This is a genomic window from Leifsonia lichenia, from assembly GCF_054780215.1.
Genome location: NZ_BAAGWT010000010.1, coordinates 133,952 through 149,186, shown reverse-complemented (window position 1 = coordinate 149,186; position 15,235 = coordinate 133,952). Strand labels below are relative to the sequence as shown.

The window sequence follows — 15,235 nt, the reverse complement described above, 5'->3', positions numbered from 1 at the left end:
TTCACCGCAAAACGCGAGAATACGGTGAAAAACCCTGGGCTCGATGGCGTCGCTACTCGCCGGAGGGGTGGGCGCCGACCGCGTCGACGAGCCAGGCGTATGCGAAGGCGCGCTCTCGCCAGGCCGAGTAACGGCCGGAGACCCCGCCGTGACCGGCGGCCATCTCGATCTTGAGCAGAGCGTCCGCGCCGACCTCGCGCAGCTTCGCCACCCACTTCGCCGGCTCGACGTACAGCACACGGGTGTCGTTGAGGCTGGTGACGGCGAGGATGCGCGGGTAGTGCGTCTCGTGCACGTTCTCGAGCGGCGAGTACGACTTCATGTACGCGTACACCTCTTCGTCGTGCAGCGGGTCGCCCCACTCGTCCCACTCGATCACGGTCAGCGGCAGCGACGGGTCCAGGATGCTCGTGAGCGGGTCGACGAACGGCACTTCGGCCAGGATGCCGGAGAAGTACTTCGGCGCCAGGTTCGCGACCGCGCCCATCAGCAGCCCGCCCGCGCTTCCGCCCTGAGCCGCGAGCCGGTCCGGCGACGTCCAGCCGGTGTCGATGAGGTGGCGCGCGCTGTCGACGAAGTCGGTGAAGGTGTTCTTCTTGTGGAGCTTCTTGCCGTGCTCGTACCAGAGCCGTCCGAGTTCGCCGCCTCCGCGGACGTGGGCGATGGCGAAGACGATGCCGCGGTCGAGGAGGCTGAGGCGCGGGATGCCGAACGACGGGTCCATGCTCGCCTCGTACGACCCGTAGCCGTACAGCACGAGCGGCGCCGGCTCGCCCGGTGTCACCAGGTCGCGCCGGTACACCAGCGAGATCGGGATGCGCGTCCCGTCCTTCGCCGTCGCCCACTCGCGCTTCTGCTCGAACAGCGCTGGGTCGAACTCTCCGAGGACGGCCTGCTGTTTGCGCATCCGGAGCTCGCGGGTGCGGACGTCGTAGTCGTACACGGTCGACGGCGTGACGAAGCTGCCGTAGCCGAGCCGCAGCGTCGGCTGGGTCCACTCCGGGTTGCCGCCTGCGCCGACGGTGAAGAGCTCTTCGTCGAAGTGCAGTTCGTGCAGGGTGTCGTCGCCGGTTCCATCGGCCGCCGCCGCGCCGTCCTCCGGGACGCACGCGACGGCAACGCGGGTGAGCCCTTCGCGGCGGTACTCGACCGCAACGAAGTCGCGGAACGCATCCACTCCTTCGAGCCGCACCTGCGGGTTGTGGGGGAGCAGGACACGGCGCGTGCCCTGCGGGTCGTCGGCGGACACGCTCACGAGCTCGAAGTTGACGGCGTCGTCGTTGTGGACGATGAGCAGCCGGTCGCGCCCGCCGACCACGGCGTGCTCGACGTCGTACTCGACGCCCTCCTTCCGCGGCCAGACCACGGCGAACTCGCCGGTGGGGTCGCTCGACCGCAGCAGCCACGCCTCGCTGGTGATGTTGGAGCCCGCCTCGATGACGAGGAAGTCGCGGCTGCGGGTCAGGCCGACCCCGATCCAGTAGCGCTCGTCCGGTTCGTGGAACACCTGCGCGTCGTCCGCGCCGGGCTCGTCGCCGACCCTGTGCCGCCACACGGTGTCCGGCCGCCACGCGTCGTCGACGGTCGTGTAGAAGATGTACTCGCCGCTCTGGTCGAACAGTGCACCGGATGCGGTGTCCTCGATCTCGTCGGGGAACTCGACCCCGTCGTCCACGAGCGAACGCACCCGGATCGTGTACCGTTCGTCGCCTTCCGTGTCGACCGCCCACAGCAGGCGCGTGCCGTCGGCGCTCACGTCGAAGCTGCCGAGCGAGTAGAACTCGTGCCCTTCCGCCTGCTCGTTGTCGTCGAGCAGGATCTGCTCCCCTGGCAGCCCGTTGCGCTGCGCGTCCTCGTCGAGCGCGGGCGGCTCCCAGTCGTCCGCCGCCGCGATCGGCGCCCGGCAGTGGATGCCGTACTGCTTCCCCTCGACCGTGCGCGTGTAGTACCACCAGTCGCCCTCGCGGGTCGGCACGCTCAGGTCGGTCTCGCGGGTGCGCCCCTTGATCTCCTCGAAGATCTGCTCCTGCAGCAGCGACAGGTGCTCGGTGCGCGCGTTCGTGTACGCGTTCTCCTCGTGCAAGTGAGCGACGACGGCCGGGTCGTCTTTCTCGCGCAACCACTCGTACTCGTCGATGTACACGTCCCCGTGATGGATGCGTTCTGTCGGCTTCTTCGGCGTGATCGGCGGCGTGAGCATGGGTTCAGGCTACCGTCCGGCGTTCGGGCTGCGCCCGCCGGGGCCGCTCTCGCCGGGGCCGGTGCGGCCCTGTCCGCTGAGTTCGGCGGTGAGGTCGCGGAGCGCGGCGTGCACGACGGCGAAGTCCGTCGGGGCGGCGAGGCTCCGCCTGGCCTGGCCGATCGCCGCACGTAGCCGGGACGACGCCGCAGGATCGGCGGGACTCGAGCCCGAGCTCGAGCCCGCGGACGCGAGTCGTGCATCCACGGCTGCCGGAAGCTCGCGTGCCGCCTCGATGCAGTCGATGACCCTCGCCGTCCGCTTCCCGGCGACCATCCGGTGGGCGCGATGGGCGGGCGCGAGCTGTTCCACGCGACCGATGGATGCGCGGAATGCGGCCACCCGCGCGCTCACCGGCGCGTCGGCACGGTCCGCTGAGAACACTGCTCCGAGCGCGATGAGCATCTCGGAGAACCTCCTGCGCGCGACGTCTTCCGAGCGCACGGGCAGCACGAACCAGCTCGCCGCGATGCCGAGCACGGCGCCAGCGACGATCGCGAGGATGCGCTCGCCGAGGACGGCACCGACGGACGGCCCGGTCGGGGTGACCCCCAGGACACCCTGAAGGAGGGCGACGGCGAGTGTGACGGCGAGCGCCCAGAACGCGTAGCTGTACGTGCGCAGCCAGGTGCCGACGAACAGGGCGACGAAGATGACGACCACGGCGAGCAGCCCGGTCGGTTCGACCACCAACGAGAGAGCGACAGCGACCGCCGTTCCGGCGAGCGCTCCGGCCACCCGCAGCGCGCTCTTGTAGAGGACGTCGCCCCGCCCGCGGTTCCCGGAGCAGACGATGAACGCCGTCAGCACGGTCCACATCGCGTGATCGGGGAATAGCAGCCATCCGGCGATGAAGGCGGCGGCGAGAGCGACGGCCAGCTGCAGTGCCATGCGTGTGCTGGCGGGGAGTCGGCGACGGCGCGCGGAAGCGGAGGGAGCGGCGGGAGCGGAGGGAGCGGCGGGAGCGGAGGGATCGGCGGGAGCGGAGGGAGCGGCGGGAGCGGGCGGCGTGGGTGCGGGGCTGAGCGCATCCCTCGCCACCGCCACGCCTGCCAGCACACCGACCTCCCGCGCCACCGCCACCCACGCGATCGCGACGACCGATGCGCCCACCAGCACCAGCAGGTCCAGCCACCACCGCCCCGTCTGCACCGCGGCGCCCGGCGCGACGAGGATGGCGGTGAACGGCAGGGTGAGCAGAGCGCCCAGCCGCGCGACCCTGTCGCCGAACCGCCGCATCCAGATCGGCACGCTCATCCCTGCCACGAACGCCGCCGCTCCCACCGGAGGGACCGCGACCAGCAGCCACCCGACCCCGGCCGCGACCAGCCCGATCACCGGAAGCAGAGCAGACGACCTGGCGAACTCCGCCCGCGAAGTGAACGTGCGCCGCGACAGCGTCAGCGCGACAACGGTCGCGAGCACCGCCGTCCCGTACCCGCCGCCCACCGCTACGGCGATCCACCACATGGTCGCGCAGGCGCCCGCGGCAGCCGCGACCGTGATCAGGGCGGAGAGCCCGGCGCGGGCCGTGGGATGCATGGGTGCATTTTCTCACTCGCGGCGAGTCGGTTCCTCATGGGCCTGCGACACCGCTGACAGCACGAAGCGGGGGCCGGGCGCCAGGCGCACCCCACTCCCGCCTCGTGTGGTCAGCTACTCAATCAGCCTTTCGTGACGGAGAACAGGAAGTGCACCTTCTGCTCAACGACGCGCTCGATCCACAGGTACGCGAGGAGGTCGTACCCGCCCACCCCGAGGTCGAAGGAGGGTTGCACTGCCCAGGTGCCGTCGGCACCGACCACCGTCGTGCCGATATGGCCGCCGGCCGAACCAGTGACCTTCACGGTGTAGCCCGGTTCGCCCGTGCCGGTGATCACTGGCCGCTTGTCGGTTGTCGAGGTGGGCGAGGTGAAGACCAACGGCTGGAACTGGTCGGCCTTGAGACGTGTGTACGACACCGTGTCCGTGCTGACCCGCGCCGTACCGACGAATTCGAGCGCACTGTACGAGTACGGCTGACCCGGTGCGACGGAAACGTCAGGGACACGGGCGGACCAGTTGCCCGCAGCGTCGACCGTGGCAGTGGCGAGCACCTTGTTGTCGCGCGCGCCGCGCACCTCGATGGTGGCATCGGGGGCCGCCGTGCCCGTGAACGTGGCCTGAGCGAACTGGTTGCGGCCGTCAACCGGCGAGGTGATCACAACGGGAGCGAGCCGGGTGAACGTCACCACGCGCTGATCGGTCGGGAGTTCCGTCTTCACGTCAGTGCCGGGCCGCCACTCGTTCACGATCACGCGATGTTGTTCGGTGTTCACGCCGAGCGCCTCGTTTACACGTATCGACCAGCGTCCATCTTCGTCAGCCGTTGCCTCGCCCAAAAGGTAGTCCGTCTTCGATCGAAGCTGGATGGTGTTCCCTGGTTGAGCCTGCCCAGCAAAGACGGGCTTGTCCTCATACACCGGGAAACCGGGTGCGGGAGACGTGACGGTGAGCGGACGCGGCAGGGCGCTCCCTCCGGTGAGTCCGGCCTGCGCGATCACCTCGAGGGCCGCATCCGGCCACGCGGCATCGGGAACGGCCTCGTTGTCCGAGGCCGTGAGACCGTCCTGGTCCAGCTTCCCAGACGGGCCGGTGTGCCAGTTGTCCCGGATGACGTTGCCGAGGGTGTTCTCCGGCTTGATGTAGAAACCGTTGGTGTCGCCGATATCGAGAACGTTCTTGGCGACCGTCATCTCCCAACTGGTTCCGTCGAGATAGATTCCGGGGAGGTTGTTGTTGCCCGCGTAGACGCTGCGCTGGACCCCGGAGATGTAGTTCTCCTCGACGCGCATGAAGGGATTCCGTGCCATCAGGTAGATTCCGGCGCCGTCGTCGAGCAGCATCATGGAGTTCGAGATGCGGTTCTTGCTGACCGTGTTGTAGTGCTCGGGGCTGCTGAGCTGCCCCGGCATCATGCAGCGTCCGTCCTTCTTCGTCTCGTTCAGTGTCGCGCCGAGGAGACCCACCGTGATGCCCGAGAACTTCGTATAGCTGACATCGTTGTTCTCGATGCGGGTGTCGCACACGTGCGAGCCGAAGATTCCGGGGCCGTCGGCGTAGTGCTTCCCGGTGTCCTGGACGACGTTCCCTGTCACTCGGGCGGTGTTGAGGGTGTCATGGGTCCGCAGCTCGTGGGAGATGCCGGCGTAGAGCGAAATGCCGCCGCTCGATGTGTCGGAGATCCGATTGTCCGCAATGGTGAGCGTGGCGCTGGTGCCCTCCACCGTGATGCCGTGTGCTCCGGTGCGGCGGATCGAGTTGCCGCTGAGCGTGATGTCCGTGCCGCTGGTGACGTTCACCGCGCCGGGGACGGGGGTCTCGGCTTTCGGCGTCCACTGCGGCTGCGCCCCCTGCGAGGCTACGTAACCCACTGTCTTCGGTGCCGCCCAGTTCGAGTGCTGGAAAGTGATCCCGCTGACCGTGATGTCGCTGGTGTTCGAGACCGCGAGCAGCTTCTCGACCTGGGGAACGATGACATCGCCGTTGTCCGGTGCGATGCCCTTGGCCGACTTGTAATAGACCACGCGCGATTCCTGGTCGTAGAACCACTCGCGCGCATCGTCCAGCAAGGCGAGGGAATCCTGGAAGTAGTATGGGCTGCCGACCGGTTCGGTGTTGTCCCAGAGGCGGTGGAAGTCGCCCTGTGCGTAAGCAGCCTTGGTCTCTCCGGCGAAGCCGACGCGGGTGTTGTTCCCGCCGGCGGGAGCGACCGAAGCGATGTTCAGTTCCTTGTAGCGCCAGTGGTCGATCTTGACCAACTGCGCGCCGTGCCACCACTCGCCGGACACGCTGTCCGAGGGAATCGCGGGCATGGTCAGTTCGCACGGGGCGAACCTGCCCGATGCCTCGCACGCTGCGGGCGACGTCGCCTCCGGCTGCGCAGGAAGCCGCAGGTACGGTCCGGCTGTCACCTCGTCCGTCCGGTTCGGGTAGCGGGCGAGAACGCCGCGCACGCCGTAGTCGTACAGCTCACGGAACACGGCGGTGTCGGCAGGAAGCTGCGCCTTGAACACGCCATCGCCCACCTCGGGTGCCGGCTTCCAGTTCGTGACCTTGAGGCCGCCATCGATTATGGGCTCTCCGTCTCCAGCCGCCTGGATGCTGACGCCCGCCGCTTCTGGGCCGAGCTCGATGCCCTTCGTGAGTCGGTAGGTGCCCTTGTGGAGCAGCACCGTCGGGCGCTGCCCCTTCTTCGCGAGCGTCACAGCTGTGCTCAGAGCAGTGTGGATGCTGCAGGTGTCCGCCGCCGTGCAGGTCGATCCCTTGCCGTATTCGGCAGCGTGGACCTCGACCGTCGGGGCGGCCGCCGCCCCGGTGGCGGTCGCCAGCCCGGTCAAAAGCAGCGCTGAAGCGGCGAAGGCTGCCGTGCGTATGAGTATTCGATTCACGTGTGCTCCCAAAGTGATGTCAATTGGCATGGGTAACTTTACATTTCATCACTGGTATTCTTCTCGACGTCGAATCGTGCTAGCCTGGATCGCCCGACCCATCGCATCCACCGGCTAATGTGAGCAGATGAGCGAGAAATGGTGGCAGTCCGCCGTCGTCTATCAGGTGTATCCCCGGAGTTTCGCTGACAGCAACGGCGACGGCATCGGCGACCTGCGGGGCATCATCGACCACCTCGACCATCTGGATGCGCTCGGCGTGGATGTGGTCTGGCTGTCGCCGATCTACGCGTCGCCACACGACGACAACGGCTACGACATCAGCGACTACCGCGCCATCGATCCGGCGTTCGGCACGTTCGCCGACTTCGACGAGCTGCTTCAGGAGATGCACGCTCGCGGCATGAAGCTCGTGATGGACCTCGTCGTCAATCACACCTCCGACGAGCACGCCTGGTTCGTCGAGTCCGCCCAGGGGCCGGACAGCCCCAAGCGGGACTGGTACTGGTGGCGGCCGCCGCGCGACGGCAAAGCGCCGGGGGAGCGGGGCGCCGAGCCGAACAACTGGGGGTCGTTCTTCTCCGGTCCGGCCTGGCAGCTCGATCCGGCGAGCGGTGAGTACTACCTGCACCTGTTCTCGCGCAAGCAGCCCGACCTCAACTGGGAGAACCCCGAGGTCCGGGATGCGGTCTACGACATGATGAACTGGTGGCTCGACCGCGGCGTCGACGGGTTCCGGATGGACGTCATCAACCTGATCTCCAAGGTGCAGGACCTGCCGGACGGCGTCGTCCCGCCCGGCGCGCTGTACGGCGACGGCTACCCGTTCTACGGGCAGGGGCCGCGCATCCACGAGTTCCTGCACGAGATGCACGAGCGGGTGTTCGCCGGGCGCGACGACCGGTACCTCACCGTGGGGGAGATGCCCGGCGTGACCATCGATCAGGCCCAGCTCTTCACCGACCCAGCGCGTGGCGAGCTCGACATGGTGTTCCAGTTCGAGCACGTCGACCTCGATCACGGGCCGGGCGGCAAATGGGATCACCGGCCGGCCAGCGTGCTCGACCTGAAGCGGTCGTTCGCCAAGTGGCAGGACGGGCTGGCCGAGAGCGGCTGGAACAGCCTCTACTGGAACAACCACGACCAGCCGCGCGTCGTCAGCCGGTTCGGCGATGACGGGGCGGCGCGCATCCCGTCGGCCAAGGCGCTCGCGACCGTGCTGCACCTCCAGCGGGGCACGCCGTACGTGTACCAGGGCGAAGAGCTCGGGATGACGAACGTGCCGTTCAGCGGCATCGGCGACTTCCGCGACATCGAGACGCTCAACCACTACGCCGAGGCGGTCGACGTGCTCGGCACCCCGGCCGACGAGGTGCTCGCCGCGCTGCGCACCACCAGCAGGGACAACGCCCGCACCCCGGTGCAGTGGTCGGATGCGCCGAACGCCGGATTCACCACAGGCACCCCGTGGATTCCGGTCAACCCGAATTTCCGTCAGGTCAACGCGGCGGCGGAGCGTCGCGACCCTGACTCGGTGTTCAACTACTACCGCAGCCTCATCGCCCTGCGGCACGACGACGACCGGGTGTCCAACGGGACGCTGGAGATGGTGCTGCCCGAGCATCCACAGGTCTTCGCGTACACGAGGACGCTCGGGCAGCGGCAGTTGCTCGTGCTCGTCAACCTCACCGGCGAGCGGGCGGAGTTCGAGCTTCCGGATGCACGCGAGTGGGCCGCCGCCACGACCGTGCTGAGCAACCTCCCGGATGCGCAGGGTGGCGTCACCGGCACCTTCGCGCCCTGGCAGGCGCTCGTGCTCTCCCGCGACGCGTAGCTTGCCAGAAGTCTCCCGCGGGTGTCTGATGTTGCCCAACGGCCCAGGGCGCGCTGGCGCTCCGGGCGAGCAGAGCCGAGGAGACGGTCATGGGCAGCTATGTCGCGCGAGCCGAAGTGGATGTGCGTGCGCCGCGGTCTGCGGTGTGGCGGGTGCTCACGTCCAACGGTGCGCATCCCGAGATCATGTTCGGCGCCGACATCGAGTCGGACTGGCGCATCGGCAGCCGCATCGTCTGGCGCGGCGAATGGCAGGGGAAGAGCTTCGAGGATCACGGGCGCGTGATCGAGTTGCAGGAGCCGAGCCGGATCGTGCTCACGCACTTCAGCCCGCTCAGCGGAGCGGAGGACGTGCCGGAGAATTACCACACCCTCCGGTTCGAGCTGGATGAGACGCCGAACGGCACGCACGTCACTCTCGATCAGGACAACAACCCGACGGTGGAGGCGGCGACGCACGCCAGGGAGAACTGGACGACGATGCTCGCCGGTGTGAAGGCGGTAGCGGAGCGCGAGGGCTGACGCGACTGCCGGACGAGGCCGCTGTTCGCAGCGCTACGCGCCGACGGCCTCGCGCAGGTACGCGCCAAGGAACACATCGAACGCAGACTCCGTCTTCTCCCGGTCGCCGGTCATCAAGTAGCCGAAGCGGAGTCCGGTCGCCGTGTCGGCGAGCCAGCGGGCGAGCACCGCTGCGCGCTTCTTCTCCACGCCGTTGGCGGTGAGCCAGCGCTGCACGACGCCGAGCCAGTCGCGGAACGAACTGGTGATGCGCGTGCCGAGGTCAGGGTCTATCGGCTCGAGGACTCCAGCCTCGAACTGCAGGCGGAGGCTGGTGCGGTTGCTTTCGCTGAGCGAGCGGCGGAAGGCCGCCCGATACCAGTCGGCGAACTGCTCGCGGTCGAAGGCGACGATGTCGACGCCCACGGTGGGCTCCGACTGCTGGCGGACCGCCTCCTCCAGGATGGCGTCGACCATCTGCTGGCGGGAACCGAAATGGTAGATGAACGAGTACGTGCTGACGCCGAGCGCGCTCGCCAGGCTGCGGAAGGTCATGCGGGAGAGCGGCTCGGTCGCAACATATTCCATGATGCGGCCCAAAAGCTCTGGCTTTCGACTGGGGTCTGGTGTACGTCCCACGCGATAACCATAGGTGAGGCGCCGGTGGTCGCGGAAGGCAAATCAGGGTATAAAAACCGGAATTCCAATATCAGTTCCGGGGCGCGTCCTCGGCATCATTCCGGGACGATCCGAGCGCGGGATGCGTCAGCCGCGCCCAGGGGGATTGGCTCCGCCGTTCCCCTGCCCGCCGTTCCCGGCGCCGCCGCCGTTGCCTCCGGTCGCCGGCGGGGCGGGGTTGGCCGGAGCGGTGGGCGTCGGGGGCTTGGGTGCGACAGGCGCCTTGGTGAACTTCGCGTCTGGCGACGGGAACGCGGTGCCGCCGTACGCGGCGTTGAGCGCGAGCAGGATCGGCTTCGCGATCGCGAATTTGACGTTTCCGCCTCCGATGCCGTTGAAGGATTGGCTGCGGAGCGCGACCGCCCCCTCCACGTTGCCGACCCAGGTGGCCTGTGCGACCTTCGTGGTCGAGGTGACGAGCCAGTTCTCGAGCGAGTCGTCCGTCGTGCCGGTCTTGCCGAAGATCGGGATGCCGTCATTCGGGTTGGCCGAGGTGGCCGTTCCGCCGCGCAGAACGCCCTGCAGGGCGAAAATCGCCGCGGCCGCGACGCTCGGGTCGATCGGGGTGGTCGAGCACTGCGTCTTCGGCACGGCGTGTTCGGTGCCGTCGGCGTTCAGGATCTTGTCGATCGCGATGGGGCTGCACGCAACGCCGTTGTTGGCGATGCCCGCGTACGCGGTCGCCATCGTGAGGGGAGCGATGTAGTTGGTGCCGAGGACCGACGACGGGTTGGCCATGAATCGGTTGGCTTCTTCGTCCGCCCCGTGCACGAGGAGATCCTGCGCGCGCTGCTTGATGCCGCAGAGGTCGAGCTTGGTCGCCATCTGCGCGAAGATCGTGTTGATCGACTGAGCTGTCGCGTTCATCACCGTCGTGCTGCTGACCGACTCCCCCTCGTCGTTGGAGACCGGCCACGGCGCTCCGCCGATGTCGTTGCACGGATCGCTGGAGTGGAACGCGGACTGCGGGAACAGGTGCTGCGTTCCGTTGACGGACTCGTAGAGGGAGTGCCCCTCCTGGAGCCATTCGAGCAGGTCGAACGCCTTGTACGCCGATCCCGTCTGGAACCCCTCTGAGCCTCCGTCGACATAGTCGGTGTTGTAGTTGACGGCCGTGGTCGACGGCGCAGGGTCGGCGGTGTTGTCGTACGGCCTGTTCTGCACCATCGTGACGACGCGTCCCGTGCCCACCTCGACTGAGACGTTGGACGATCCGAGGTCGAGGTAGGGGCTGGCCGGGGGGATGTACGCGGCGATCGACGCCTGCGCAGCGCCCTGCAGGTCGAGGTTGAGGGTGGTGTAGATCTTGAGCCCGCCGCGGTTGAGGAAGCTGGTGCGGTCGTCGCTCGTCTTGCCGAAGATGGCGTTGTTCTCGATCTGGCGCTCGACGTAGTCGCAGAAGAACGCCGCGTTGAACTGCTGGGCGGTCATGCAACCGTTCTGCACGGGAGAGATCTTCGGCTCGACCTTCGAAGCCTTGGCCGCGTCGTGCTCCGCCTTCGTGATCTTGCCGTTGGCGAGCATCCGGTCGAGAACGTAGTTGCGGCGCTCCAGGGTGGCCTTGTATCCGTCGGCCGCGCCGTTCTCCTTGTTGTTCGGCTGGTCGATGCGCAGGTTGTCCGGGTTGTTGAGGATCGCGATGAGCGTCGCGGCCTGCTGCAGGTTGAGAGCTTTCGCAGAGACGCCGAAGTAGTACTCGGACGCGGACTGGACCCCGTAGGTCCGTCCGCCGAACAGTGCGATGTTCAGGTAGCTCTGCAGAATCTGGTTCTTGGTGTATTCCTTCTCGAGGCCGATCGCGTACCGCATCTCCTTGAGCTTGCGCACGGGGTCGACTTCTGTGGCGTCGTTGTAGCAGGACTCGTATGCGGTGAGCTGCTTCTTCTGCACGGCCGCCGTGGCCGTCACGTCCGGCTGCTTGTTCTCGCAGCGCTGCACCAGGATGTTCTTGACGTACTGCTGGGTGATCGACGAACCGCCCTGGACGTCTTTGTGCAGCGCGGTGAGCATCGCGCCACGGATCGTGCCGGTGACGTCGACGCCGCCGTGCTCGTAGAACCGTGGGTCTTCTGTGGCGATGGCGGCGTCTTTGAGGTTCTGCGAAATGTCGTCCCAGCCGACCTCGACGCGGTTCTGCGAGTAGAAGGTCGCGATCGGGACGTCCTTGCCGCCGGACTTGGCGTACATGGTCGACGCCTGCGCGAGAGGCTCCACCTTGATGTACTCGGGGAGTCCGTCGAAGACGCCGATGGTGGAGTCGGCGGCCGACCCGGTGAGAGCCACGGCCGGTGTGACGGCGGCGGCGCCGAGCACGCCGGCCACAGCGCTGAGCGCCACGAACCCCAGGAGCGCGGGCGCCCATCCCCATCTGCTGCGACCCGAAGATTTCATGGCGTCATGATACGCGGCGTCATTGGCGGTTTCCCCGGGACACTCGTCAGGTTGTGGACAGTCTCGGAATGTGGAGAGCGTCGATCGGCTGTCGTCACTCCGCGCGGAGCTTGTCGCAGAGCTCGGCCAGACGGTCGAGCTCGTCGGCGTCGAGGCGCCCTCCGACGCGCTCGGTGATCGTGCGCATGTGCTCGACCGCCACCCGTCTGAACATCTCGAAGCCGGAGTCCGTCATGCGGATGACCGTGCCGCGCGCATCCGACGGCTCTGGGCATTTCGCGACCAGCCCGCGCGAGACGAGGCGGTCGACCAGGCGACTGACGCTCGGCTGGGTGAGGAGCACGTGCTTGTTCAGGTCGCGCAGCCGGAGCGAACGGTCGGGCTGCCTGGACAGGTTGAACAGCACGTCGTACTCGTTGAAGGAGATGTCTCTGGTCGGGAACTCCGCGGCGAGCGTGCGCATCACGGCGACCTGGGCGCGGAACAGCGACTCCCACGCGCTCACGGCGTTGACGCGGGCGGAGGCCCGTCTGGCGCGGTCGCGTTCGTCGGTGCCTACTCGCTCGTCCGTACGCATGATGCTGCTGCCTCCTCGATGACGAATGCTCGATGCATTCGCATCCTTCCACCAACCGGTGACAGTTCCATCCGTGCCAGCACGGGATGCGTGCCCTCTCGTTAAGAGATTGAGGGCCGGCCGCAGAGGCTAGCGGCCGGCCCTCTCCCTTGCACCAAGAGTGTCCTGCAATCACATTCCGCGTTGGCTGCCACAGCAAACAACTAACGCTCTTGAACTATATAACGAAGAGGTAACGGGATCTAGTTATCTGTTCGTTATTTTTGCTGCGAGTTTTCTATGTGCCCCGCAGTGGAGCCACCCGGCTCGTTCATCCGGTCGAGGGATGCGGTGACTCTGCCGAGGAACGCCGTCACGACCCCGGCGTCGTCCTCGTCGAGGGAAGCGGCTACGGCCAGCAGTCTGCGGTGCATGTCGCCGAGCGTCTCTCGCACTTCTTCATCCGCTCCCGGCGTCGCCGTGATGACGATGCTCCGCCTGTCGGTTGGATGCGCGGAGCGACGGATGTGGCCGGATGCGGTGAGCCGGTCGAGCATGATCGTGATCGACGAGGATTTCATGCCGAGCAGCACGGCCAGATCGTTGGGGGTCGCCAGCCTCCCCTCCGCCTCGGTCCTGAGCAGGAAGCGCAGCGCGCGGAGGTCGGCCTCGCCCATCTTCATGGACTCGCGGGTGCGGCGACGCATCGCCTGCTCGGCGGCGCGATAGGTGCGCAGTGAGCGGAGGAGGCGAACGGAACTGGCCGGCGCCGTTTCGTACCAGGGTTGTTCGGGCATACGATCGCCAGTTTACCCGGCGTGTCGGCGGCGTCCGCGTGACGAAGTCGCCACGGTGTCAGCGCTTCGCCCTGGCGTTCGACGGAGCGGCGGTGTCGATGTGGTCGATCGCGTCGCGCAGGCGGTCGATGAACTCGACGATCGTGTCAGCGTCCTTCTCCGAGAGCGTTCCGGCTACGTCGATCAGCTCTTCCCTGATGTCGCCGAGGATGGCCTTGTGCAGTTCATCGGTCGGCACGGTGGGGACGATGATCAGCGCGCGCCTGTCGAACGGGCTCGGCTCACGCCGGACGTGGCCCGCTTTCTCGAGCCGGTCGAGGAGGATCGTGATCGATGAGCTCTGGACGCCCAGGTAGTCGGCGAGTTCCTTGGGGCCGACGCTCACCCCGCGCTCGTTGGCGCGGAGGAGGTAGCGCAGCGCCGTGATGTCGTTCTCGCTCATCCGCATCGCGTGCTCCGAGCGCCGCTGCATGGCGGCGTCGGCCGCGCCGTATGCCCGCATCGCTTCGAGGACGGTCACGGCGCGCTGCCGTTCCGCCTCCTGTCCGTACCAGTAGTGAGGCGTCGAACCCGGTTTGTTCGTCGTCATGCCCTAGATGATAGACCAACTACAAGCTAGACAATCTAGCGATGGACATCAGACGGCGACCGCGGTAGTCGTCCGCGCGGCAGGGGATGCGGCAGCTCTGGACGTCGTCGGGCGGCGCCTGTGCTGCGGCAGCGAGGTGACTTCCGCGAGGTCCTGGGGCACGACGACGCCGGCCGAACGGCTCGCCATGTCCATCAACTGGCCGAGCCAGGCGTCGTCGAGGCGGTCGCCGGCATCCCGGTTGAACTCGTAGCGGAGGGGGATGGCGTTGTCGATCCAGACCGAGTGTCGCGCCGGAGCCGACTGGGCGGTGGACCAGCTCAGCAGGAAGGGCTCCCTGCGGCGGAGCTTGACCGTGATGACCGCCTGGATGTGCGCGAGTGCGCGGTCGTCGAACTCGAAGCCCTGTCCGTCGTACACCAGCACACCCATGACTCTCCCCGTCCTTTCGTGCGCCCGATCGGCGACGTGATCGAGGCTAGCGTATTACTAGATCGTCTAGCTACCCACATGCTGAAATATCCATGAGCGGAGCTAATAGCGTATCTGCGGCCGCGAATCAACCCCCCTGCCCGAATTTGTCTCGTCAGCAAACTAGCTAGAGGATCTAGTTATCCACTACGAGAACGCTCGAAAGGGCAGATGATGACGATTGCGACAGAAGGCCCCTCCCTGGCGACACGCTCGGTATCCGCCGACGAGCCCGCCCTCGCGGCCACCGGCACAGAGTGCGTGAGCTGGCGCATCCCCACCGCCGGGCTGTGGGTCGCCGAGACCCCCTCCGATTACCTCGGGATGGTCGACCACAGCCGGGACGGCTTCGTCGCCACGAGCAGCACCGGCCGCGACCTCGGCGTCTTCGACACCCTCGCTGAGGCGCAGCTCGCCGTCTACCGGACCTGGTCGGCCCCCGAACCTGCCCCGCGTGCCGGATGGACGTTCCGCGCGTCCTCCGCGCGCTGATCCCCGAACCCCCAACAGAGAAGGAATCCGTACAACATGCTCGCCCTTATCATCGTTCTGCTCGTCGTCTGGGCCGTTCTGGCCTTCCTCGGCTTCGCCATCAAGGGTCTCCTCTGGCTCGCGATCCTCGGCCTCGTCTTCTTCGTGATCACGGCGATCATCGGTTTCATCAGGCGCAACAGCAAGGCCTGAGCCCAGCGCGCACCAGCGGACCTCCCCGACATCCTCGTCGGGGAGGTCCGCTTTTCTTGTTTGCGC

At 67.2% G+C, this 15,235-nt stretch carries 13 protein-coding genes; 4 read left to right on the top strand and 9 right to left on the bottom strand.

The window, feature by feature from the left end:
• Positions 1-52 precede the first annotated feature (52 nt).
• The 3 genes from ACYVGI_RS17970 to ACYVGI_RS17960 form a co-directional block, all read right to left on the bottom strand.
• On the bottom strand, positions 53-2,200 hold the full coding sequence (locus ACYVGI_RS17970) for a S9 family peptidase (RefSeq protein ID WP_460633948.1): 2,148 nt from the start codon (positions 2,198-2,200) through the stop codon (positions 53-55).
• 9 nt (positions 2,201-2,209) lie between these two features.
• A complete protein-coding gene (locus ACYVGI_RS17965; protein WP_460633947.1) occupies positions 2,210-3,781 on the bottom strand; it encodes an FUSC family protein in 1,572 nt (523 codons plus the stop codon).
• A 122-nt stretch (positions 3,782-3,903) separates the two neighbouring features.
• The gene (locus ACYVGI_RS17960) at positions 3,904-6,669 is read right to left on the bottom strand and encodes a right-handed parallel beta-helix repeat-containing protein (RefSeq protein ID WP_460633946.1); all 2,766 of its coding nucleotides are present in this window, start codon (positions 6,667-6,669) and stop codon (positions 3,904-3,906) included.
• Positions 6,670-6,796: 127 nt separating this feature from the next.
• Here ACYVGI_RS17960 and ACYVGI_RS17955 point away from each other — a divergent pair, with 127 nt between their 5' ends.
• Positions 6,797-8,503 carry a glycoside hydrolase family 13 protein gene (locus tag ACYVGI_RS17955; RefSeq protein WP_460633945.1) on the top strand — a complete coding sequence of 569 codons (1,707 nt, stop codon included), beginning with the start codon at positions 6,797-6,799 and terminating at the stop codon, positions 8,501-8,503.
• Positions 8,504-8,592: 89 nt separating this feature from the next.
• Positions 8,593-9,024, top strand: a complete 432-nt coding sequence (locus tag ACYVGI_RS17950; RefSeq protein ID WP_460633944.1) for an SRPBCC family protein — start codon at positions 8,593-8,595, stop codon at positions 9,022-9,024.
• Between the two features lie 33 nt (positions 9,025-9,057).
• Here the strand turns inward: ACYVGI_RS17950 and ACYVGI_RS17945 are convergent, their stop codons facing one another.
• The 6 genes from ACYVGI_RS17945 to ACYVGI_RS17920 all read right to left on the bottom strand — a co-directional run bounded on the left by ACYVGI_RS17945 (position 9,058) and on the right by ACYVGI_RS17920 (position 14,446).
• Positions 9,058-9,591 (bottom strand): TetR/AcrR family transcriptional regulator, encoded by a 534-nt coding sequence (locus ACYVGI_RS17945; RefSeq protein ID WP_460633943.1) that lies wholly within the window; start codon positions 9,589-9,591, stop codon positions 9,058-9,060.
• A gap of 177 nt (positions 9,592-9,768) precedes the next feature.
• Positions 9,769-12,072: a transglycosylase domain-containing protein gene (locus tag ACYVGI_RS17940; RefSeq protein ID WP_460633942.1), complete on the bottom strand. Its 2,304-nt coding sequence runs from the start codon at positions 12,070-12,072 to the stop codon at positions 9,769-9,771.
• A gap of 94 nt (positions 12,073-12,166) precedes the next feature.
• A complete protein-coding gene (locus ACYVGI_RS17935; protein WP_460633941.1) occupies positions 12,167-12,649 on the bottom strand; it encodes a MarR family winged helix-turn-helix transcriptional regulator in 483 nt (160 codons plus the stop codon).
• Positions 12,650-12,906: 257 nt separating this feature from the next.
• The gene (locus ACYVGI_RS17930) at positions 12,907-13,425 is read right to left on the bottom strand and encodes a MarR family winged helix-turn-helix transcriptional regulator (RefSeq protein ID WP_460633940.1); all 519 of its coding nucleotides are present in this window, start codon (positions 13,423-13,425) and stop codon (positions 12,907-12,909) included.
• A gap of 58 nt (positions 13,426-13,483) precedes the next feature.
• On the bottom strand, positions 13,484-14,014 hold the full coding sequence (locus ACYVGI_RS17925; protein WP_460633939.1) for a MarR family winged helix-turn-helix transcriptional regulator: 531 nt from the start codon (positions 14,012-14,014) through the stop codon (positions 13,484-13,486).
• A gap of 48 nt (positions 14,015-14,062) precedes the next feature.
• On the bottom strand, positions 14,063-14,446 hold the full coding sequence (locus ACYVGI_RS17920; RefSeq protein ID WP_460633938.1) for a DUF7882 family protein: 384 nt from the start codon (positions 14,444-14,446) through the stop codon (positions 14,063-14,065).
• 213 nt (positions 14,447-14,659) lie between these two features.
• On the opposite strand from ACYVGI_RS17920, the gene ACYVGI_RS17915 reads away from it, so the two are divergent.
• Both ACYVGI_RS17915 and ACYVGI_RS17910 read left to right on the top strand, forming a co-directional pair.
• Positions 14,660-14,977 (top strand): hypothetical protein, encoded by a 318-nt coding sequence (locus ACYVGI_RS17915; protein ID WP_460633937.1) that lies wholly within the window; start codon positions 14,660-14,662, stop codon positions 14,975-14,977.
• Positions 14,978-15,013: 36 nt separating this feature from the next.
• A complete protein-coding gene (locus tag ACYVGI_RS17910; RefSeq protein WP_460633936.1) occupies positions 15,014-15,169 on the top strand; it encodes a hypothetical protein in 156 nt (51 codons plus the stop codon).
• Positions 15,170-15,235 lie beyond the last annotated feature (66 nt).

Excerpts from the sequence above, each read along its gene's own strand:
- ACYVGI_RS17970 (WP_460633948.1), bottom strand. The coding sequence starts at position 2,200 with ATGCTCACGCCGCCGATCACGCCGAAGAAGCCGACAGAACGCATCCAT.
- ACYVGI_RS17965 (WP_460633947.1), bottom strand. The coding sequence starts at position 3,781 with ATGCATCCCACGGCCCGCGCCGGGCTCTCCGCCCTGATCACGGTCGCG.
- ACYVGI_RS17955 (WP_460633945.1), top strand. The coding sequence starts at position 6,797 with ATGAGCGAGAAATGGTGGCAGTCCGCCGTCGTCTATCAGGTGTATCCC.
- ACYVGI_RS17950 (WP_460633944.1), top strand. The coding sequence starts at position 8,593 with ATGGGCAGCTATGTCGCGCGAGCCGAAGTGGATGTGCGTGCGCCGCGG.
- ACYVGI_RS17945 (WP_460633943.1), bottom strand. The coding sequence starts at position 9,591 with ATGGAATATGTTGCGACCGAGCCGCTCTCCCGCATGACCTTCCGCAGC.
- ACYVGI_RS17940 (WP_460633942.1), bottom strand. The coding sequence starts at position 12,072 with ATGAAATCTTCGGGTCGCAGCAGATGGGGATGGGCGCCCGCGCTCCTG.
- ACYVGI_RS17935 (WP_460633941.1), bottom strand. The coding sequence starts at position 12,649 with ATGCGTACGGACGAGCGAGTAGGCACCGACGAACGCGACCGCGCCAGA.
- ACYVGI_RS17930 (WP_460633940.1), bottom strand. The coding sequence starts at position 13,425 with ATGCCCGAACAACCCTGGTACGAAACGGCGCCGGCCAGTTCCGTTCGC.
- ACYVGI_RS17925 (WP_460633939.1), bottom strand. The coding sequence starts at position 14,014 with ATGACGACGAACAAACCGGGTTCGACGCCTCACTACTGGTACGGACAG.
- ACYVGI_RS17920 (WP_460633938.1), bottom strand. The coding sequence starts at position 14,446 with ATGGGTGTGCTGGTGTACGACGGACAGGGCTTCGAGTTCGACGACCGC.
- ACYVGI_RS17915 (WP_460633937.1), top strand. The coding sequence starts at position 14,660 with ATGACGATTGCGACAGAAGGCCCCTCCCTGGCGACACGCTCGGTATCC.
- ACYVGI_RS17910 (WP_460633936.1), top strand. The coding sequence starts at position 15,014 with ATGCTCGCCCTTATCATCGTTCTGCTCGTCGTCTGGGCCGTTCTGGCC.